At 53.3% G+C, this 19,370-nt stretch carries 21 protein-coding genes; 6 read left to right on the top strand and 15 right to left on the bottom strand.

Annotated elements, in window-relative coordinates; genetic code table 11:
* Nucleotides 1–95: 95 nt before the first annotated feature.
* Together ptsG and glcT are read right to left on the bottom strand one after the other, a co-directional pair.
* Nucleotides 96–2,120: a glucose-specific PTS transporter subunit IIBC gene (ptsG, locus tag ACR1UW_RS06510; RefSeq protein ID WP_498934988.1), complete on the bottom strand. Its 2,025-nt coding sequence runs from the start codon at nt 2,118–2,120 to the stop codon at nt 96–98.
* 234 nt (nt 2,121–2,354) lie between these two features.
* Nucleotides 2,355–3,212 carry a glucose PTS transporter transcription antiterminator GlcT gene (glcT, locus tag ACR1UW_RS06505; protein WP_498934986.1) on the bottom strand — a complete coding sequence of 286 codons (858 nt, stop codon included), beginning with the start codon at nt 3,210–3,212 and terminating at the stop codon, nt 2,355–2,357.
* A gap of 163 nt (nt 3,213–3,375) precedes the next feature.
* Between glcT and ACR1UW_RS06500 the strand changes: the two genes are divergently transcribed.
* Together ACR1UW_RS06500 and ACR1UW_RS06495 are read left to right on the top strand one after the other, a co-directional pair.
* Entirely contained in the window at nt 3,376–4,140 is a 765-nt protein-coding gene (locus ACR1UW_RS06500; RefSeq protein WP_063329726.1) for an alpha/beta fold hydrolase, read from the top strand.
* Between the two features lie 26 nt (nt 4,141–4,166).
* On the top strand, nt 4,167–4,295 hold the full coding sequence (locus ACR1UW_RS06495) for a hypothetical protein (RefSeq protein WP_255350130.1): 129 nt from the start codon (nt 4,167–4,169) through the stop codon (nt 4,293–4,295).
* Nucleotides 4,296–4,352: 57 nt separating this feature from the next.
* On the opposite strand, the gene ACR1UW_RS06490 is transcribed toward ACR1UW_RS06495, so the two are convergent.
* The 4 genes from ACR1UW_RS06490 to ACR1UW_RS06475 all read right to left on the bottom strand — a co-directional run bounded on the left by ACR1UW_RS06490 (nt 4,353) and on the right by ACR1UW_RS06475 (nt 7,653).
* A complete protein-coding gene (locus ACR1UW_RS06490) occupies nt 4,353–5,630 on the bottom strand; it encodes an ATP-binding protein (RefSeq protein ID WP_033010763.1) in 1,278 nt (425 codons plus the stop codon).
* Nucleotides 5,631–5,675: 45 nt separating this feature from the next.
* Complete coding sequence (locus ACR1UW_RS06485; protein ID WP_033010762.1) at nt 5,676–5,921, bottom strand: YueH family protein; 246 nt, start codon at nt 5,919–5,921, stop codon at nt 5,676–5,678.
* A 66-nt stretch (nt 5,922–5,987) separates the two neighbouring features.
* Nucleotides 5,988–6,737 carry an SDR family NAD(P)-dependent oxidoreductase gene (locus tag ACR1UW_RS06480; RefSeq protein WP_033010578.1) on the bottom strand — a complete coding sequence of 250 codons (750 nt, stop codon included), beginning with the start codon at nt 6,735–6,737 and terminating at the stop codon, nt 5,988–5,990.
* A gap of 253 nt (nt 6,738–6,990) precedes the next feature.
* Nucleotides 6,991–7,653, bottom strand: coding sequence for a hypothetical protein (locus tag ACR1UW_RS06475; RefSeq protein ID WP_033010577.1), 663 nt, complete (start codon nt 7,651–7,653; stop codon nt 6,991–6,993).
* A gap of 171 nt (nt 7,654–7,824) precedes the next feature.
* On the opposite strand from ACR1UW_RS06475, the gene ykzS reads away from it, so the two are divergent.
* From ykzS to ACR1UW_RS06460, 3 genes are all read left to right on the top strand, one after another.
* Nucleotides 7,825–8,019 carry a protein YkzS gene (gene ykzS, locus ACR1UW_RS06470; RefSeq protein WP_033015881.1) on the top strand — a complete coding sequence of 65 codons (195 nt, stop codon included), beginning with the start codon at nt 7,825–7,827 and terminating at the stop codon, nt 8,017–8,019.
* A gap of 194 nt (nt 8,020–8,213) precedes the next feature.
* Nucleotides 8,214–8,798: a cell wall hydrolase gene (locus tag ACR1UW_RS06465; protein ID WP_033010575.1), complete on the top strand. Its 585-nt coding sequence runs from the start codon at nt 8,214–8,216 to the stop codon at nt 8,796–8,798.
* A gap of 232 nt (nt 8,799–9,030) precedes the next feature.
* Nucleotides 9,031–9,210 (top strand): YkvS family protein, encoded by a 180-nt coding sequence (locus ACR1UW_RS06460; protein WP_033005507.1) that lies wholly within the window; start codon nt 9,031–9,033, stop codon nt 9,208–9,210.
* A gap of 32 nt (nt 9,211–9,242) precedes the next feature.
* Here ACR1UW_RS06460 and ACR1UW_RS06455 read toward each other — a convergent pair whose 3' ends face one another.
* The 8 genes from ACR1UW_RS06455 to ACR1UW_RS06420 all read right to left on the bottom strand — a co-directional run bounded on the left by ACR1UW_RS06455 (nt 9,243) and on the right by ACR1UW_RS06420 (nt 16,290).
* Nucleotides 9,243–9,926, bottom strand: coding sequence for an NAD(P)H-binding protein (locus tag ACR1UW_RS06455; RefSeq protein WP_020754933.1), 684 nt, complete (start codon nt 9,924–9,926; stop codon nt 9,243–9,245).
* Nucleotides 9,927–9,979: 53 nt separating this feature from the next.
* Nucleotides 9,980–10,477, bottom strand: coding sequence for a preQ(1) synthase (gene queF / locus ACR1UW_RS06450; protein WP_025948364.1), 498 nt, complete (start codon nt 10,475–10,477; stop codon nt 9,980–9,982).
* Nucleotides 10,478–10,528: 51 nt separating this feature from the next.
* A complete protein-coding gene (gene queE, locus ACR1UW_RS06445) occupies nt 10,529–11,263 on the bottom strand; it encodes a 7-carboxy-7-deazaguanine synthase QueE (protein WP_060788054.1) in 735 nt (244 codons plus the stop codon).
* Entirely contained in the window at nt 11,263–11,700 is a 438-nt protein-coding gene (queD, locus tag ACR1UW_RS06440) for a 6-carboxytetrahydropterin synthase QueD (protein ID WP_047753434.1), read from the bottom strand. The genes queE and queD overlap by 1 nt, the downstream gene beginning before the upstream one ends.
* Nucleotides 11,697–12,368 (bottom strand): 7-cyano-7-deazaguanine synthase QueC, encoded by a 672-nt coding sequence (gene queC / locus ACR1UW_RS06435; RefSeq protein ID WP_044745509.1) that lies wholly within the window; start codon nt 12,366–12,368, stop codon nt 11,697–11,699. The genes queD and queC overlap by 4 nt, the downstream gene beginning before the upstream one ends.
* A gap of 171 nt (nt 12,369–12,539) precedes the next feature.
* A complete protein-coding gene (locus ACR1UW_RS06430) occupies nt 12,540–13,652 on the bottom strand; it encodes a GerAB/ArcD/ProY family transporter (RefSeq protein WP_498934979.1) in 1,113 nt (370 codons plus the stop codon).
* Between the two features lie 26 nt (nt 13,653–13,678).
* Nucleotides 13,679–14,764, bottom strand: coding sequence for a Ger(x)C family spore germination protein (locus ACR1UW_RS06425; protein ID WP_498934978.1), 1,086 nt, complete (start codon nt 14,762–14,764; stop codon nt 13,679–13,681).
* Between the two features lie 11 nt (nt 14,765–14,775).
* Entirely contained in the window at nt 14,776–16,290 is a 1,515-nt protein-coding gene (locus tag ACR1UW_RS06420; RefSeq protein WP_498934977.1) for a spore germination protein, read from the bottom strand.
* 140 nt (nt 16,291–16,430) lie between these two features.
* On the opposite strand from ACR1UW_RS06420, the gene ACR1UW_RS06415 reads away from it, so the two are divergent.
* The gene (locus ACR1UW_RS06415; RefSeq protein ID WP_498934975.1) at nt 16,431–18,041 is read left to right on the top strand and encodes a methyl-accepting chemotaxis protein; all 1,611 of its coding nucleotides are present in this window, start codon (nt 16,431–16,433) and stop codon (nt 18,039–18,041) included.
* Between the two features lie 174 nt (nt 18,042–18,215).
* On the opposite strand, the gene ACR1UW_RS06410 is transcribed toward ACR1UW_RS06415, so the two are convergent.
* Nucleotides 18,216–19,262 (bottom strand): YkvI family membrane protein, encoded by a 1,047-nt coding sequence (locus tag ACR1UW_RS06410; protein ID WP_429901652.1) that lies wholly within the window; start codon nt 19,260–19,262, stop codon nt 18,216–18,218.
* Nucleotides 19,263–19,370 lie beyond the last annotated feature (108 nt).

Below are 19,370 nucleotides of genomic sequence, written 5' to 3'. Positions count from 1 at the left end.
CCCTTTTCTTCAATTTTTTCTTTGCCATCATATCAAATGCAGGGGCGGGATGGCAACGGAAAATGCTTGTCCCCGCCCCGCGGCGAATAAGCAACTTAGCGGATCGTCACAACAGCGTCTTCTCCTCGAGCAACTGAGCCTTGCTTGTTGACGTGAACCGTTTCGCCAGCTTGGAGATTCGTGAAAATCACCGGTGTGACGATCGATGGGGCGTTCTGTTTGACATAATCAAGGTCGACGCGCAAAATCGGCTGTCCTTTTTTCACTTCGTCGCCTTCCTTCACAAGCGCTTCAAACCCTTGGCCGTTCAGCTTCACCGTATCGATGCCGACGTGGATCAAAATTTCATGCCCGCCGGCCGACTGAATGCCAATGGCGTGCTTCGTCGGAAAGACGTTGATGATCTTCCCATCAACCGGAGAGACGACCGTGCCGTCCGTCGGCATGACTGCGAACCCATCGCCCATCATTTTTTGCGAAAACACTTGGTCCGGCACTTCAGCGAGCGGAACGATTTCTCCGGACATCGGCGAAGCGATCGTTTCGGACTCCGCGGCTTCCGAAGCCGCTGTTTTCGGCTTTTCTTCTTCCGCCGCACGGGCCGGCGCTTTTCCTTGCATGATGTCTTGAATTTGCCCTTTTAACATATCCGATTTCGGACCGAAAATCGCTTGCACGTTGTTGCCGACTTCCAGCACCCCGGCAGCGCCAAGCGCCTTCAGGCGGTCTTTATCGACTTGGCCAATGTCATGGACCGACACGCGCAAACGTGTGATGCAGGCGTCCAAATGTTCGATGTTTTCCTTTCCGCCAAGAGCAGCGAGCACTTCATACGGCAGGTCGCCAGCAGCGGCCGCCTCGGCTTTCGGTGCTTCCTCGACCGTTTTTTCCCGGCCCGGCGTCGCCAAATCCCATTTGCGGATCGCAAAGCGGAACCCGAAATAATAAATCACGGCAAACACCAAGCCGACCGGAATGACGAGCCACCATGCCGTCCGGTTTGGCAGAACGCCAAACAGCAAGAAGTCAATGACCCCGCCGGAGAACGTCATCCCGATTTTGACGTTCAACAAGTGCATGATCATAAACGACAAGCCGGCAAAAACGCAGTGAATGGCAAACAGCACCGGAGCGACAAACAAGAACGAAAATTCGATCGGTTCGGTAATCCCAGTCAAAAACGATGTCAACGCAGCCGATCCCATAATGCCGGCCACAACTTTTTTGTTTTCCGGCCGCGCTTCATGGTAGATGGCAAGCGCCGCTGCCGGAAGGCCGAACATCATAAACGGAAACTTCCCGGTCATGAACGTGCCGGCCGTCAGTTCCACGCCGTCTTTCAGCTGCTCGAAAAAGATTTTTTGGTCGCCATGGACCACTTGCCCGGCTTTATTGACGTATTCGCCAAATTCAAACCAAAACGGTGCATAGAAAATATGATGCAAGCCAAACGGAATCAACGCCCGTTCGATGACGCCGAAAATAAAGGCGGCCAACGGTTTGTTCGCATCGATCATATTGTGCGAAAACGCATTGAGCCCGTGCTGAATCGGCGGCCAGATGAATGTCATGAGAATGCCAAGCACGACCGCAGACACCGCCGTCACGATCGGCACGAACCGCTTGCCGGCAAAAAAGCCGAGATATTGAGGCAGTTCGATATTGAAGTATTTGTTGTACATGTAGGCGGCCAAAATCCCGACGATAATCCCGCCAAAGACGCCGGTTTGCAGCGTCGGGATGCCGAGAATGTTGGCATACGACGGGTCAGCGCCGACCATATCGGCCGTTACACCTAAGATGACGCTCATCGTCACGTTCATAATCAAGTAGCCGATGATCGCCGCCAAGCCTGCGACTCCGTCCCCGCCGGCAAGGCCGATCGCCACACCAACCGCAAACAAGAGCGACAAGTTGGAGAAGACGATGCCGCCTGCTTGCTCCATCACATTGGAGATGAGCACGACCCAGTCGGCTTTGAGCGCCGGAATTTTGTCAGTGAGCGCCGGGTTTTTCAAGGCGTTGCCAAGCGCCAACAAAATCCCGGCCGCCGGCAAGATCGCCACCGGCAGCATGAGCGCTTTCCCGACCTTTTGCAGCGTGCCAAACGCTCGTTTCATCTTCATAACCTCCTTTAGTTTCCTTATTCTTAAGTTTTACAGCAAACGACCGATTCATGTACCGAAAATGAAGCGGACGCTTCCGAGGGGCATCGGCGCAATAAAAAAGGCATGACTAAAGAGAGACAAAAAGAACGCTTACAACAGCGCAAAGATGAATTCGCAGCTGTTGCCGCCTTATTTGCCCTCTTTACTCATGCCTGATCGAGTCAGTAACACGTAAAGCGAGACAACCTATGCAGTTGTATTGTTCTTTTTCTCCGCCAGCCGTTGCAAATGCAACGTCAAATAGACCGCCTCGGCATCGTCCGCCGGCAGATGAAGCGTTTGCTGCATGACCTTAACCAACTTCCATGCTAGATTATAGCACAATGGATACGCTTCCTTCAAGATTTTCGACAAATTTTTTGGTTCTTCGACTTTTTCGCCTTTTTTCATCCGCTCAATCGCATAGCGCAAATGGCGGACGAAACGCAAATAATGAACGCTCTCGCGGTCGATGTCAACGCCAAGCTGTTGCTCGACGATCTTGACAAGATCAGCAATGAGCTGGGAATATCGATTCGCTTCCGACACGCTTTGTTTCGAAATCGCGCTATGAATATGAAGGGCAATAAAGCCTGCCTCTCCTTCAGGCAGCACAATCCCGAGCTTTTGTTCAATCATGCGGGCCACTTCATTGGCAATTTCATATTCCAACGGATACAAGCTTTTCGTCTCAGCCAAAAACGGGTTTTTGACATCCAATCCTTGTTCAAGCCGCTTTAATGTAAAAGCGATATGGTCCGTCAGCGCCACATGGATGTGCTCGTCGAGCGGCGCGCCCACGCGTTGCTGAATATGTTGAACCACCTCGCTCATGAGGGCGATGAATTCTTCGCTCAATTCCGGAAGCAGCTTTTTGTATTGCTCTTGTTCGCGTTCGTTTTTGAGGACGAAACATTTTTCCACGGCACTTTCCGCAATTTCATCCCCCTTTTTTTTGCCGAAGCCGATCCCCTTGCCGAGCAGGACGACTTCGCCATACTGGGAGTGGAAAGCGATTAAAACGTTGTTATTGAGCGCCTTTTCCACACGGAACGACTGCTCCATCGAGCCCCCTCCTTTCCGTGCCGCCTGTCCGCCGTTCATCCACGTGACTAATTATAAATCGGAAAGCCGTCCTTCTCAATGAAAAAAAGATGGAGGTTTTTTGGATGGGAGGCTGTTCTTCTTTCCATACTATAGAGGGCGATGCCGTGAAGGGGGGATTCGCATGCCATACATTTCCATCAACAGCCGCGTCCGTCTCTATTATGAAGAAAAAGGGAACGGAACACCGCTATTGTTCATCCATCCCCCTGGGATGGGGCATGTCGTTTTTTGCCGCCAAAAGCCGCTCGCCCGCGATTTTCGCCTCATTTTATACGACATGCGCGGCAACGGGCGAAGCAGTCCGTCGGATGGACCGATTACGGTGCCGCTGCTCGCCGATGACGTCTCGGTGTTGCTTCGCTCCCTCGGCATCGGGCGCGCGATCATTTGCGGCTACTCCAGCGGCGGGTCGGTCGCACTTGATTTCGCCCTTCGCTATCCACAGCATGTGAAGCAACTTATTTTGATTGGCGGATTTCCTGAAGTGTGTACCCCGCTGCTGTGGGGTGAGTTTTGGCTTGGCATTTCCGCCGCCAAACTCAGAGCCATCCCACTGCTCTCCTTGGCGCTCGCCCTCGGGCACGGAACAAACCAGCGCGAGCGGCGGCTGTTGAGGCGGTACGCCCAGATGGCCAACAAGCGGGATTTAGAGGCCGCGTATCGGGCTGGGCTCGTCTACCGCTGCACGGAGCAGCTCTCCTCCCTGCGCCTGCCGGTGCTGCTCATTTACGGAGCGCGCGACCGTTACATTCATTTCTATATCACCATATTTCGCCGCTATGTGCCGCATGCTGGCGTTGTGTTGATCGACCAGGCCCGCCATCAAATTCCGACCAAACATAGCGAGGAGTTAAATGGCATTTTGCGCATGTACGGCCGGCGGTGACCGATGGGAAGAAAGGAGGGGGAAGCATGTCGAAAAAAGGGAGACAAAACAAAGTAAGCCAAGAAGTGGCCAACCCGACCGTCTCGAAAACAGAGGCGGAAATGGCCAAAGACAGCGTTGACACCGCCAAGCAAGCGAAAAAAAACCGCTCATAACCAAGAACGTGTCCGCGCCTTGGGCGCGGACACTTTTGGTCGGAGCAGCCTCTTTTGTCAGCCGCTTGCGGCGTCGGCCGCATAGCTGGACGGCAGCGTCAAATGGACAATCGTCCCTTTTCCGACTTCGCTCTCGATCTGCATTGTCCCTTTATGTTCCTGGATAATTTTCATGCTTGTTGTCAGCCCGAGCCCCATCCCTTTTTCTTTCAACGTAAAAAACGGTTCGCCGATTTTTTGCAGGCGCTCTTTGGAAATGCCAATGCCTGTGTCGGCAATATCCAAATAAACCGTTCCTCCCGCTTCGGAAACGCGGACGTATAAACTCCCGCCGCCAGGCATTGCTTCAATGGCGTTTTTCATTACGTTTAAAAGCACTTGAACAATTTGGTTCTGGTCGCCGTACACACATGCTTTCGGGGCATTATTGTGAACAGAAATCAAAACGTTGTTTAATGTCGCCTCATGGCCGATCAAACTGATGACATACGAAACGGCCTCACTTAACAAAAATGGACGGTAATTATGGCTTTGCGGCTTGGCAAGTACGAGCAACTCGCTGACGATTTGATTGATGCGGCCAAGCTCGCTCAACATAATGCGCATATAGTCGTCATTCACTTCGCGCGTTTCTTGCATCATTTGAATAAACCCTTTCATCGATGTGAGCGGGTTGCGGATTTCGTGGGCGATGCCGGCGGCCAGCTCTCCGAGCACCGACAGTTTTTCTTTTTTGAGCAACAGCTCTTCGGCCCGCTTTTGCTGGGTAATATCACGGCCGATGGTCAATAGTCCTTTGCGCGCCCCATTTTCTTCAAACAACGGCACTTTAATGACATCGAACGTCTTTAACTCTCCATCCGGCGTCTCGAACGACTCTTCGCGGCGCGTGACGGTTCCGCTTTTCCATGCCTCGCGGTCCGATTCGATGCACTGTTCGAAGGTATCCTTAAAAAACGGCACCAGCTCGCCAAGTTCACGATCGGTTTTCCCGACATAGTCGATGTGCTCGAGATGGTAAAGCCGCCGGCCGAAATCATTGACGCGCAGCCAGCGTCCCTCGCTATCTTTAAAACAAACAAAATCAGGCATCGAGTTAATGAGCGTGAGCAACTGCTGCTCGTTTTCTTCCGCCTTCTCGAGTTGCTCCCGCTTTGTAAGCAGCTGGTATAAAAAAACGACCGACAACAAAATAAAGACGGCCCCTTTGGCGATGCCAAGCGCCATATACAAACCGCGGCCAACCGGCAGCATATTGATCAAGGCGTCGGTAACCACGAGCCATAACAGACTAAATGCAATGTAGCTTGCCATTACCTTTGACTTGTTAAACACTTCACCATCGAGCTCCTAACTGCAAAGTCACAAGCGGCCGCCCAGTTACATTTCTCGCGCCCATGCAAGCAACTGAGCGGTCAACGCGGCAGCACGTTCATGGTCAAGCCGCTTTTGCAGCGACGCCTCGAGCCGCTCGGTTACCGCTCCGGCCTCTTCCCCATAGGAAAACGAAAACGACCATTCAAGCGCCGGAATGGCTAGAACGATGTATTCCTCTTTCCGGTTTTCATAAATATATACGTTGACCGGGGCTTGCCCGTCCATGATCGGCGTTTTGCGGATTTTCATCATTGCCTCCCACCTTTGCTGCAAAGCCGTTCTCCATATTCATTTATTTTAGCAAACGCCCTCTTCCTACTCAATATAAATCATTTTCCTTGTCATCCCGCCGTCGATCACGAAATTCGCCCCAGTGATAAAATCGTTTTCCTCCTCACATAAGTACAGGCAGGCGCGGGCAATATCGTCCGGTTTGCCGACACGGCCGGCCGGGTGCTGCCCGTGGTCGACATCCCGCAGCTGTCCGTAATCGCCCGTCTCGATCCAGCCGGGGCTGATGCAATTGACGCGGATGCGGTCAGCGGAAAACGACACCGCCAACGCGTGGGTGAGAGCGACAAGACCGCCTTTCGACGCTGCGTACGCCTCTGAATTTGGTTCAGACATGAACGCTCTTGTAGAAGCAATATTCACGATCGCCCCTCCTTTGGCGTTGCGGCGCATATATTTTGCCGCCTCGCGAGAAGCAAAAAAGGCGCTGCGCAAATTTGTCGACAACACATCGTCCCATTCATCCACCGTCAACTCGTACGGTGATTTCCAACGCGAGACGCCGGCGTTATTAATGAGATAATCGATGCGGCCAAAACGGCTGGCTGTTTCGTTCACAAACCGTTCGATGTCGCTCACTTTCCGGACATCGGCGGCCACAAATATGGCATGTCGTCCATCCGCCCGCAACTGTTCGGCAAACGCCTCCCCTTTTTTGACATCCCGATCCACGATGGCCACATTCGCACCTTGTTTGGCAAACATCGCGGAGACCGCCTTGCCGATGCCGTTCGCTCCGCCGGTGACAATCACTGTTTTCCGCTCCATGCCCATTTGCCTCTTCTCCTTTCTTTTCTCCAACCTCGTCTTTTCCTCCCTCTCTTGAGGGAAAAACTACGTTCCTTATTATACCATTGACAGCAATGGGAACACATATATGCCGCCATAAGGGAGCGTTTGGAACAATGCGGTTGATGCTGGCGCCTGTACGGGAAGCGGCCGTCTGGCAAGCCGGTGAGCCTCTATGCTGGGCCCGTCCCCCGTGGAACATAAAAAAAGACCGCGTGGAAGCGGTCTTTTTGACGGTTTACCGATATGGGCCGTACGGCGCCGGAAGGCCGGGCGCATATGGAGCTACCCCACCGTAATACGGCGGCAGCGGTGCAGCAGGATAACCGTACGGTGCCGCCGGGGCGTATGGCAGCGGCGCAGCCGGCGGATAGCACATCGGAGGATACGGAACAGCGCCGGGGGCGATGCTAGGGGCAACACCGGGCGTGACACCCATGGTCGGCATCGCACTAGGAACGACGCCGGGCGTCATACCGGCAACAGGAGCTCCCACCCCTGCATACGGAGCTGCCATATCGTATGGAGCAACGGCACCGTCAGCGGGCAGCGGCGGTGCATTTTCTTCCCCTCCTACCGGCCAGGCGAAGGTCGGAGCCACATTCGGCACTGCTCCCAAGCCCAGCGGCGGCGCCGGGGGCATCATATCAGAGCTGTCCGGGCTGTCAAATTCGTCCGGACTGTCAAGGTGGGCCGGACTGACCAAAGGAGCCATCGGCACAGCCGGCGGACACCAGTAGCCATAAGGAGTCACCGGCGGATAATACGCTGTCGGCATTGCCGCTGGTGCGGTCGGCAGCGGCGCCACGGGCGGTGCATTATTGTCCATTCGCCCGGCCTTATCGCCTTGGTTTGATGCGTTCAGAAACGGATCATTCATATGAGGGTCCCAATGATTCATTGTCCTCTCCCTTTCTCGCTCATAGTTGTCGGGGCGCGTACCCATCCATATTGTATGTCGGCACAAGCAAAGGGTGTTTGCCCGGCCAAAATATAGGTATTTATCCTAAACGCCGGTTGCGCTATGATAAATAACAGCAGCAACCTCACATGGACGTTGGGAGGGAATCAGATGGATGAAACGTTGGCGGCCAAACAAATCCATGATTTGCGCAACGGAATCATCTCCGAACTGCTGGTGAAAAAAGAGGACTTCCCTGTTTTTCGCGCCGTGCTTGTCAAACAGCCCGATTTTAAACGATTTCGTGGCATCGCCCAGCGCGGCGGCCACATTATTTATCACTATACAGATGTTCCGCGCAGCTGAACGTTCCCGTCTTTGCGGCTTCACATCCGGCTTTCCGCCCCGAAAGCCGGATGTTTTGGCTTGCGGAGAAATTTCCATTCCTCCTATGAAACTAGTCATTTCAATGCTTCGCGCACTTTTTCCATCATTTCGATAATGAATCATCTTCCCATCCTTGTTACTCTAGTAGCGAGTTTACGAGAGGAGGGATCAGGATGAAAAAAGGAAAAGCATGGGTGATGGCGGTGTTGTGCGGGATGTTTTTCTTTGCCGGCCATGCCGATGCGGCAACCATCCACACTGTCAAGCGCGGCGACACGCTTTGGAAAATCGCGAAGCAATACGGCGTGCCGCTCAAACAGCTGATGCAAAAAAATAGAAAAGACGATTGGCTGTATCCTGGCGAAAAACTGATCATCCCGAACGCAGGCATTACAGCGGCGGAAAAAGACTTGCTCGCTCGCCTCGTCCATGCTGAGGCAAAAGGGGAGCCGTACGCCGGGAAAGTAGCCGTGGCAACGGTCGTGCTCAACCGCGTCGACCATCCGGATTTTCCGGATACGATCCGCGCCGTTATTTATGAGCGCTCTGGCGGCCATTATGCATTCACGCCGGTCGCAAACGGAACGATCAATGAACCCGCTGACCGTGAATCATATCGCGCCGTTGAAGAAGCACTTGCTTTTCGCGGTTTAGGAAACGGCTCGCTCTATTTCTACAATCCGAAAACGGCGAAAAGCAAATGGCTGCGCTCCCGTCCGGTGACGGTCGTCATCGGCAACCATGTGTTTGCCAAGTAGACGAAAACAAGGGGACGGCTTCGCCCCTTGTTTTTTTTTAAAATATCAGATTTTAGGAAAGAAACCCCTTTACTTGTGCATAAAAATAAGGCAAACTAGTAAAAAAGCGCCTGCTCCTTTTTATAAAGAGCGGGCACAACGGCCAGGGCGCACCGGCCGGCCGCCTTTTCGGCCGATCACGCCCGTTTTAGCCGCCGACGACTATATTCGGTTTAAAAAGGGGAATGATAGAATGGTGAAAAAAGCAAAAGTCGGGGACATTATTGAATTTAAAAATGGATTGCGCGGCATCGTGGAAAAAGTGAACGAAAACTCGGTCATCGTCGATTTGACATATATGAAAAACTACCGCGAGCTTGATTTGCAAGAGCGGACGGTGGTCAACCATAAAAATTATAAGATTATTGAATAGAAAAAAGAGGCCGTCAAGAGCCTCTTTTTTGTTTACGAAATGCGGGCGAGTTCATCACATTCATAGATGTGGACGCCGTTCGCTGCGGACGCCGCCCGGTAAAACATCGCCAAAGCAAGCTGATGGGCGTCAACCGGCTTATATTTTTTCCATTTGCCGACGAACAAAAACGGCAGCCGGCATAACAGCCACCCGGCGAGCATCTCGCCAAGGCGGAACTCCCGACGCTTGCCGACGAGCAACGATGGACGGAAAATATGAAGCGATGGGATGGAAAGCCGCTGCAACGCCTCTTCCACCTCTCCTTTGACGCGCTGGTAAAAAAACGGCGAACACGGGTTGGCGCCAACCGAAGAGACGGTCAAAAAGCTTTTCACGCGGCACTTTTCCGCCAACGCCGCCGCGCGCAGCGTATATTCATAGTCAACTTGAATGAACTGCTGCTTCGTTTTCGCCTTTTTCCGCGTCGTTCCGAGGCAGCAAAACACATCATCGACATAAAAATGCCGCTCATACGATTCAAGCCGCGCAAAATCGGCGACGACTTGCTGCAGTTTTTCATGTTTAATCGGCAGCGGGGTGCGGACAAAAATGGTCACTTGCCGGTACAAATCCGACTCAAGCAGCAACTTGAGCAGTTCCCCGCCGACCAAGCCGCTCGCCCCAAGCAAAAGAGCTGTTCTTCGCTCCAACGCCAAAACCTCCAAGGCAAACATTCACTGTCCATTATATAGGAGTGTTGGCGAAAAAACTACCTCTTTTTTGTAGTTTAGCGGTTGTCGACTTTTTCTGGATACAAGTCGTGGTTGAGCAGCCGGTATTCCGCCATTTTTTCGTATTTTGTCCCCGGGCGCCCCCAATTGCAGTACGGATCGATGGAAATGCCGCCGCGCGGGGTGAATTTGCCCCACACTTCGATATAGCGCGGTTCCATGACTTTAATCAAATCGTTCATAATGATGTTGACGCAGTCTTCGTGAAAGTCGCCATGATTGCGGAAGCTGAACAAATACAGCTTCAACGATTTGCTTTCGACGCATTTTTTGTCCGGGATGTAGCTGATGTAAATCGTCGCGAAGTCCGGCTGGCCGGTTTTCGGACATAGCGAAGTGAACTCCGGACAATTGAACTTCACGAAATAATCCCGGTCAGGATGTTTGTTGTCAAACACTTCAAGAAGATTGGGATTGTACGTAAACGAATACGTTGTCCCTTGATGGCCAAGCAGCGTCAAGTCTTTCAATTCTTCCTCTTTTCTTCCTGCCATTCCTTCATTCCTCCCTTTGATTCATGCAACGTGAGCGGCCGCACCCCCGCTTTACACGCCACGCTTGTTTCCCCAAAGAAGCGTGTGCAGCTGCGGCAAGATGTGGACGTCGGCCAGCTCCTCCGAATCGGCGGCTTGCTCCACCAGCCATTCCAACCGATGGAGAAGCTTTGTGCGGAGTGCATCCACATCTGAATCGGCCACATCGGCGTTGCCTACCTGCAAGTAAAACGGAACGCCTAGGTAACGGCGGTGCACCTCTTTCGCGTACGCCAAATCGGCGTCATCAAAGACGACGACTTTCAAACTGACGCGCCGCGTCCGGCTTTGATCTTTCTGCAACCGCCCGATGAGTTGGTCGAGCGCCGACCAGTCGGTGTCCATCCCCGAACTTGGCGGTTTTGGGGAAATGGTGACATCGTCTACATCGAGCAGCCAGTCTTGCCAGCGGCTCCCTTGCGTTTCAACCGCAACGCGCACCCCTTTTTCGTGAAGAAGGGCGACAAGCTCTCCAAGAGCGGCAATGAGAAGCGGGTTGCCGCCTGAAATCGTCACGTGGCGGAAGCGGCGGCCGCCCATGGCTTCAAGCCGCCGCCAAATGTCGTCTGCCGTCAACTGCTCGATCTCGTCTTTCGCTGATCCGTCCCACGTAAACGCCGAATCGCACCAGCGGCAGCGATAATCGCAGCCGGCTGTGCGGACGAACATCGTCTTTTGGCCGATCACCATTCCCTCTCCTTGGATGGTCGGACCAAAAATCTCCAACACCGGAATCGTGCGCGCCATCACCGCTCCCCCGCTTTCGGCCGGTAGACGACATAGCTCGTCGGCGTTTCGCGGACAAACACTTGCAAACATGTCGGCTTGTGCGGCAGCGTATCCAAATAGCGCTGAATCGTTTCATAAATCGTGCGCGCCACCACTTCCGTCGTCGGAAACCGGTTCGGGTCGTTTTCATCAAAGCAATCGGCATGGTCATTGAGCAACGTATGATCGAGCTTTCCATGCACAAGCTGTTTGATCGTTTGAAAATTGACCAAAAATCCGCTTTCATCGAGCTCATCGCCAGCAATCGTCACATTGACGATGTACGTGTGGCCGTGCACGTTGGCGCAGCTCCCGGCCGCTTCGTGCGGGATGAAATGGGCGGCGGCGATGTGCATATCTTTGTTCAGCTCATAGCGGTAAGGGTGCATCACTTGCGGATAAAGCTGGTGCATCATGGCCGCTCCACCCCCGCTTTTTCCCGCAAATAGTCATCCAATCCGCGCTTGCGCAGCACGCACGCTGGACATTCGCCGCAGCCGTCGGCGATGATGCCGTTATAGCACGTCAGCGTCTTCGTGCGAATGAACTCGAACGCCCCGAGCTCATCCGCGAGCTTCCACGTCTCCGCTTTCGTCAGCCACATGAGCGGCGTATGAATGACAAATTCGTAATCCATCGCTAAATTCAGCGTGACGTTCAACGATTTGATAAACACATCACGGCAGTCCGGATAGCCGCTGAAATCCGTCTCGCACACTCCCGTCACAATATGGCGCGCGCCCCACTGTTTGGCAAGCACCGCCGCGAACGATAAAAACAACAAATTGCGTCCGTCCACAAACGTCGTCGGCAGCCCGCCTTCCTTTTGTTCGATGGCGATATCATCACGCGTCAAGGCGTTCGGCGCCAATTGCCCGAGCAGCGACATATCGAGCACCGTATGGCGAACGCCAAGCTCAGCGGCAATTGCCTGAGCGACTTCAATTTCGCGGCGATGACGCTGCCCATAGTCAAACGTCACCGCTTCCACTTCCCCAAACTGCTCTTTCGCCCAAACCAAACACGTCGTGCTGTCTTGGCCGCCGCTGAAGACGACGACCGCCTTTTCTTCCTTCATCTTCATCACAATCAACCTCCTTCTGAATCAGCAGAAGAAGAGGTTTCCAAAACAAAAAAGGCCATACCCCTAGGATACAGCCGTCCCTAGTTTTTTATAGAGGGTTTTGCTAGAAACCTCTCCCGTACAAGCGTACGGAATTGCGATTCTTCTGTTTTCCATATTACTATACCATACTTATGGCTTTTGTTGTAGCGCCTTTTTCACTTTTTCCGCCGTCCATACGTATAGATACAAAAGCGGAACATACACCGCGACAAGATAAAATCCCGCCTTCGCTGTCCATTCCGTCAACTGCTCAATATGTGTCTTCTCCTGAAAAAACATTCCCCCGACAAACAAGCAAGCGAGCAACACCGGAAGCGAACGGCGCTGCTGAACAGCAAACAGCTGTTTGATCACGCGCGTCGCCGCCCAAATAGAGACCGCGATGATCGGGAACACAACGAGCACATAAATCGAGATGACAATATACTCCATCCGCTCGATAAACGGCACTCCCGGAATTTTGGCCAGCGTCAGCGTCGGCCATGTAATATGCTGAATTTGCTCTTTGTTATAAAACACGATGGAAATAAGGATCAAAACAAAATAAATGAACATCGTAAATGCGTTGGCCGCATGCGCCCACTTTTGCGAGGACGGAGCCTGTTTTAAAAACGGGTAATACATCAGCAGCATTTCAAACCCTAAATATTGCAGCACCATCTCTTTCGATGCTTTTGCCAATTGCCCAAACGAATGGTCGAACACCGGCAATAAATTCCGGTATTGAGCATACTCAAGCGGAAAGAAAACCATCGGAAAAATCGTCAACAGCGGAATCACCACCCCCCAAACGCATAAGCCGACAACGACGCGAAACCCGCCGGAGACGGCATAATACGTCATCAGCAAAAACATAAGGCTGAACTGCCACGCCCCCATCAACGGGAACACCCATACTTTAATGATTTCAATGTATGATTGAAGCACCATAAACGCCGCCAACGCGTAGTAAAAAAGAAGTCCAAGGCTCAGCACCCCGCCGATCCACCGCCCGAAGTACTGTTCATGAAGCGACACGAGGTCTCCGCCTGATGGCAAATGCGACAGCAGCCGATACATCAGCCAAATCAACACGTGCGCCGCCAGCCCGGCCATTAAGACTGCCATCCAGGCATCCTGCCCCGCCTCTTTCATCAGTGGACGCTGAAAATTGAGTGCCCCGACCCCAACTTGCGTAGCATGAATGACAAAAAACACAAGAAACGGGGAGATGAGAAACCGTTCCTGAATGGCCTGCTTCATCCTAATCCCTCCTCATGTTCCCCGTCTTATTCGCCAATGCCGGTATGGACGATATCCACCGTGACGTGCGGGCGGATGTCTAGATCCGGGTATTCACGGTAAAACGCGTCGGAATCCCAATGTCTTGTCACACTGCGAACAAAATCGCCGATGCCGAGCGGGTCAATCCGTTTTTTCTGAAAATAACGGAATAACCGATGCATATTATGCTCCAATTCATTTTGCATTTTTTTCTTCACATCAGCAAACAAATCTTGACCCGGCTGATCGAGCCATGACGGGTAATCCCTCACCGACGCATGGATATGGACGAACACATCAAGCACATGGCGGCTTCCATCACGCTTCCATTCATATTTCGACTTCGCCCATAAGTTTTGCAGCATCACCCGATCCTCGCCCTGTTTCCCGCGATTCCCAACCTTCAGCTGGTAGACGCCGTTTTTCGTTTCTCCAAGCAAAATTTTCATTAAAAACGAATCACGCAAACTCACATGCCCCACGTATCGGTCGTCGCGAAACAACGCGACCCCTTCAAGCTTGACGAAATCTCCTTTTTTCTCAAAATACGGCAAAAACGGATCGCTGCCTGGGGAAAAATAGCGATACAAAAACAAGTGCAAATTCGTTTTCGGCAAGTTCATCGACTGCTCATTCTGCTCCACCAGATTCGGCAAATACAACGTATCGCTCAGCGTCGTGTTCGCCGCGATTTTCAGCAGCTCCTTCGCGCTTTCTTCCGCCACGCCAAGCAGCAAATGACTGCCGACTTTGTTGTTGCGCGCGAGGCTGTGCGTAATTTGCGTCACCCCCCGCCTGGCAAACTCCTTGCCGAACAAAATCAAGCGCAGCTGCCCTTCCTCAACCGGCAGCGCGGATTTCGATGACAGGCGCGGAATCAAGTCGTAGACCGTCGGCGACGTCGTCGTCAGCATATTCGGCTTTGTCATCGGCCCTTGCTTGAACGTCGGGTACACCGCGGTGCCCGTGTAGCGGCCGTTCTCGAAATCATACCCCATCTGTTGGATAATTTGAATTTCATCAATCGGCCGCAAACTGGCGCAGCCGCCAAGCAACAGCAGCGCACCGAGCCATAGAAGCCCACGCCTCATCACGATCCCCCTTACTCATCAATATCGCGTTTTTGCTTCGCCGCATTCGGATCGTAACGAAACCGCGACCGCGGACGAAGAAACATCGGCCGCTCCGCCGTTTCACTGTATGGCGAACGAACGAATGTATCGCGGAAGCTGCGCACACGAAATGGATAAAACGGCAGCAAATACGGATAGCCAAACGACTGCAGCCGCCCTAAATGAATGAGCAGCCCGCAGACGGCAAAGATAATGCCGATCCCGCCCCAACATGCAGCAAACAAAATAAACGGAAACCGAATGAACCGAATCGTGTTGGACATTTTGAAAATCGGCGTTGTAAACGAAGCGAGCGCCGCCAACGCGACGACAATCAACAAAATCGTACTCGTCAGCCCGGCATCAACGGTTGCTTGCCCGATGACAATCCCGCCGACAATCCCGAGCGTTTGTGCGACTTTCGTCGGCAGCCGCGCCCCGGCCTCGCGCAACAGCTCAATCGTAATTTCCAAAAACAGCACCTCGAGCATCGGCGGAAACGGCACGTTCGAGCGGGAATAAATGATCGGGCCGAGCAAGTCTTCGGGAATCATTTCATAATGATACGTCAGCACCGCCACATAAATCGGCGACGCTAACACCGAGAACGCAACGCCGAAAAACCGGATGAGCCGGAAAAACGTGCCGAGCACCCATGGCAAATAATAGTCTTCCGGCGACGTAAAAAAATCGGAAAGAGCGGCGGGGCCAATCACGGCATACGGGGAGCCGTCGCAAAAAATGGCCACCTGACCCGACACAAGCGCATAGATGGCCCGATCGATCCGCTCGGTCGAGATAAAAAGAGGAAACGGCGTCCGTGAATTGTCCGCGAGCAGCTGATCCAAAATGGCGTTGTCAAACACGACGTCAAAATGAATGGACTCAAGCCGCTGCGTCACCGTTTGAACGACTTCCGGATTGGCGACGCCATCGATGTAGGCGATGACCACTTTCGTTTTCGACACCGAACCAATCGACATTTCCCGAAACACAAGATTCGGCGTCACCACTTGCCGGCGGATGAGGTGCAAGTTGACCCCGACGTTTTCCACAAACCCGACTTTCGGTCCGACGACGCTGAATTCGTTTTCCGAATCATTGTTTTCCCGAAGCCCCAAATTTTCAGCCGCGGCGCTCATGAGCGCCGCTTTGTTTGGCTGCTCGCGGAAGGTGACCGCGACAAACCCTTTCAGCACCTTCTCTTCAATCAGTGCCGTGTCTTCACTCACCTCAATGCGCTGAATCGGCACGATTTGCTGCAAGTCTTCCAAACGGACAGTTGGATGGTTTGGAATGTCGTTTTGCAAATGGCAAAGAATCCGCTCTTGCAGCACTTGCGGATCGACGAGCGAATCAAAATAATAAATCGACAGCTCCTTGCCCCCAACGATGAACGACAATTCAACAAAATCGCTCGATTGCCGCAGCGTTTCCCAAAGTTGCGAAATGGGTCGCTGAGGGGGGTGTTTTCTCTTTTTTTTCCAAAATGAGAATAAACCCACAAACATCCCCTCGCCTTTCCGTTTACAGCATAGTCTTCCAATCGATCGATATTTTTATGCATCCCCCTTTCATCCTATTGATTCGACAAAATCTTCTATATATTATTGAAAATAGACAAATGAGAAAAGGAGAATCGTCTATGAGCGAACTGACGAAACAGCGTCGGGCGAAACGAGCGTTGAAAAAAGTGACAGAAACAGCGGAAGCGCTGCGGGAGATGATCGACCGAACGCGGCCGCTTGAAGAACAGACGGGCCGCATCCACGCCTTTTTAGATGAGCGGCTCGGCCGTGATGAATATTTTGTTCTTGTCGATGAAAGCGGATACGGGCTTGTCCATACGAACCGCCTTCGCGAAGGAAGGGTGTTTGCCGACCCAGTCGGGCTGGCCGCCGCCCGCACGAACAAGCCGCTCTTGCAAGTGTACGAACGCGATACCGGCGAGGTGTTGATTGACGCCAGCTGCCCATGTTGGACGGAACCGGGCGGAAGGCGGTTCAATTTGCGGATGGGGCGGCTCATGCACCGCCCGTATTTGCAATGGGTGCTGGCAAGCGTCGCCATTGCACCCGCGGCCGTTGGGCTGGCTGCTTCTATCGCAGGGGTACCGCCTATTTGGGCCGCGCTGTGCGCCGCTCTCGCTGGGCTTGGGCTTGGCGCCGCCTGGCATCGGGCCATTGCCGCCGAGCTTCGCCATTGGTACAGCGTCACCCGCACCGTCTCCTCAGGCCAATTGCAGACAGAAGTGAAAACGACGGGAAAACGGAATGAATTTCATCAAATCGCCTACGAAATCAACAAAATGATTCTCGGCATCCGCACGATCATCACCGAACTGGCGAAAGCGGCAAAAACAGTGCATGACGTCAGCCGTGAGCAGCAGTCGGAAATGCGCCGTTTGTCCGAATCGTTTGATGAAATTGCCACCGCGGTCGAAACGTTCCGGGAAGGGACGAAACAACAGACAGCCGCTGTCGAGCAAGCGGATGATGTTATCCGACAGATGGTGGAACGCGTGCAGCTCATGCGTGCGGCGGTGGAGCATGTCGTTGCACAGGCGGGTCAGGCCTGGTCATCCGCATCCGAAGGAATCCGCCTGATCGATGAAACAAAGGCAAACATGGATGCGATGCAGCGCGGCATTGGCGAGACGACCGCCCTCATTGACAAAGCGTCCAAAGAAGCGACGCGCGTCCATGAGATGATCGCCGCCATCCGCACAATTGCCAAACAGACAAACTTGCTCGCCCTAAACGCTTCGATCGAGGCGGCGCGCGCAGGGGAGGCAGGCCGCGGCTTTTCCATCGTCGCCCAAGAAGTGCGGAAGCTCGCCGAAGATACGAACGCCTTCGCCGCTGAAATTTTCGCCTCGCTCGACGACATGTCGAGCGCGCTCAAGGAAGCCGTGCAAGCTGTACAAGGAAGCGGCCTCCGCGTTGAAACGACGAAAGACTCGCTTTGGAAAACAGGCGAGACGTTCACATCGTTTCAGGGCATGTTCGCCCAACTGAACGACTTGCTTCAGCAAAACGAATCATATGTCAACGCCATCACCGCCGACGGCGAGCGGCTGGGCAAACTGATGAGCGGCGTGCGTGCGGTCGCGGCCGACTTTTCCGATATGGTGCAAGAGACGGCGGCGGGGCTCGAGCGGCAAACACTCGCTCTTCATGAACTGGCGGGAGAAGCTGACGCCCTGGCCGCCGCAGCCCGCAATTTGGAAGCGATGATCGCCCGTTTTCGCTCGTAATCATGCTTTCAACATCCGCATGCGGGAGGACCATCTCGAAAAAAGCCCCCGTTTTGCGAAACGCAATGAAAGCGAGAGAATGCCTATTGGGTGGGCGGTGTACGGAAAAACAATAAGCCCTTTCGCCCCCCGCACCAGAACAGAAGAGGCAGGGAAAGCGAAAGGGCCTGTTTGCTAACGCGGCAGCTTGCGGCGCCAAAGGAGCCACAATAACATCAGGCTCATGTAGCCAAACAGCGGATAAAGAAACGACAACAACTCCCCATAGCGAAACGGGCTGACCGCGGTAAACACCAACACGAGCAGCACGCCGATCCCTTTTCCACTGATCGGCACCCAAATGCGCGCTTGACGGGCAAGCCCAAACAAGCCGCCGATGACCGAGGTAAAAATTTCTCCGTAAATGACGACGACATACAACCAATACAGCATGGCAAAAAACGCACGAACTACTTCGGCCATCGGAATATCGTAACCATCCTTTTGCGGAAACGACAGCAACACAATATGGTTGAGAAGCAACAACCCTGTTAGGATCCCCCCACCCAACATCGCCCCGCGCTTCACCGCCCGCTCACTGGCCGCTTCGCGGGCAACGGGCACCAACACCGCTTGCGCCATCGCCAAGTTAAACGCCGCATACGAAAACGGGGACAACATTGCCTTCAGTGAATAATCCGATGCCGCTATATCCGGTCGGCATAAGTCGCCAGCCATCATCATTTTGATCCATACGGCAACGCTCAAGATCATCATCATCGGCACGACGAACACGTTGACGCCAAACAATCCTTTGCGGTCAAGCAGCATGACCAAAAGCGCCAACCCGAGCGTCAGCGCGACGCCTGCCTGCCGTGTCCAGCCGAGCTGCTCTTCAAACACCGCCCCCGCCCCCGCGATCATCACCGCCGTCACCCCTGCGATCATCACCGTCATCACGAGCGTCACAAACGGGCTCAACATGTTCCCGAACAAATAGCGATTCAACTCATCATAGGACGCAGCTCCAATTCGGCGCGCCATCACCATGAGCCGCGCGCCTCCCCATATAAACAAACAACCGCTGATGATGATGCCCACCGTTCCAGCCGTCCCATAACGAGTGAAAAATTCCATAATCTCTCTTCCGGTCGCAAATCCTGCCCCAATCACCGTTCCAACGTAAACAGCAGCGATTTGCCACGCCTCCGACCACTCGTGTCTCTTGCCCAAATCCTCCATCTCCCTCTCTTGTCCGTTGCTTTTCCATATATATGTATATGTCCGGCATGGACAAGAAAGACGACAGAACGAAAAAAGAAGGCATCCGAGACAAGATGCCTTCTCACA

The sequence above is a fragment of the Geobacillus lituanicus genome (assembly GCF_050994965.1).
GTDB lineage: Bacteria > Bacillota > Bacilli > Bacillales > Anoxybacillaceae > Geobacillus > Geobacillus stearothermophilus.
The sequence above is the reverse complement of the archived record's forward strand: the minus strand, read 5'-3'. Positions and strand labels throughout refer to the sequence as shown.

Coding starts and splice junctions, on each gene's coding strand:
- ACR1UW_RS06485 (WP_033010762.1), bottom strand. CDS start 5,921: ATGAAAATCCGCAAAACGCCGATCATGGACGGGCAAGCCCCGGTCAAC.
- ACR1UW_RS06425 (WP_498934978.1), bottom strand. CDS start 14,764: ATGAGGCGTGGGCTTCTATGGCTCGGTGCGCTGCTGTTGCTTGGCGGC.
- ptsG (WP_498934988.1), bottom strand. CDS start 2,120: ATGAAACGAGCGTTTGGCACGCTGCAAAAGGTCGGGAAAGCGCTCATG.
- queF (WP_025948364.1), bottom strand. CDS start 10,477: ATGGCAGGAAGAAAAGAGGAAGAATTGAAAGACTTGACGCTGCTTGGC.
- ACR1UW_RS06495 (WP_255350130.1), top strand. CDS start 4,167: ATGTCGAAAAAAGGGAGACAAAACAAAGTAAGCCAAGAAGTGGCCAAC.
- glcT (WP_498934986.1), bottom strand. CDS start 3,212: ATGGAGCAGTCGTTCCGTGTGGAAAAGGCGCTCAATAACAACGTTTTA.
- ACR1UW_RS06430 (WP_498934979.1), bottom strand. CDS start 13,652: ATGAAGCAGGCCATTCAGGAACGGTTTCTCATCTCCCCGTTTCTTGTG.
- ACR1UW_RS06475 (WP_033010577.1), bottom strand. CDS start 7,653: ATGAATCATTGGGACCCTCATATGAATGATCCGTTTCTGAACGCATCA.
- queC (WP_044745509.1), bottom strand. CDS start 12,368: ATGAAGATGAAGGAAGAAAAGGCGGTCGTCGTCTTCAGCGGCGGCCAA.
- queD (WP_047753434.1), bottom strand. CDS start 11,700: ATGATGCACCAGCTTTATCCGCAAGTGATGCACCCTTACCGCTATGAG.
- ACR1UW_RS06500 (WP_063329726.1), top strand. CDS start 3,376: ATGCCATACATTTCCATCAACAGCCGCGTCCGTCTCTATTATGAAGAA.
- ykzS (WP_033015881.1), top strand. CDS start 7,825: ATGGATGAAACGTTGGCGGCCAAACAAATCCATGATTTGCGCAACGGA.
- ACR1UW_RS06480 (WP_033010578.1), bottom strand. CDS start 6,737: ATGGGCATGGAGCGGAAAACAGTGATTGTCACCGGCGGAGCGAACGGC.
- ACR1UW_RS06455 (WP_020754933.1), bottom strand. CDS start 9,926: ATGTTTGCCTTGGAGGTTTTGGCGTTGGAGCGAAGAACAGCTCTTTTG.
- queE (WP_060788054.1), bottom strand. CDS start 11,263: ATGGCGCGCACGATTCCGGTGTTGGAGATTTTTGGTCCGACCATCCAA.
- ACR1UW_RS06415 (WP_498934975.1), top strand. CDS start 16,431: ATGAGCGAACTGACGAAACAGCGTCGGGCGAAACGAGCGTTGAAAAAA.
- ACR1UW_RS06410 (WP_429901652.1), bottom strand. CDS start 19,262: ATGGAGGATTTGGGCAAGAGACACGAGTGGTCGGAGGCGTGGCAAATC.
- ACR1UW_RS06465 (WP_033010575.1), top strand. CDS start 8,214: ATGAAAAAAGGAAAAGCATGGGTGATGGCGGTGTTGTGCGGGATGTTT.
- ACR1UW_RS06460 (WP_033005507.1), top strand. CDS start 9,031: ATGGTGAAAAAAGCAAAAGTCGGGGACATTATTGAATTTAAAAATGGA.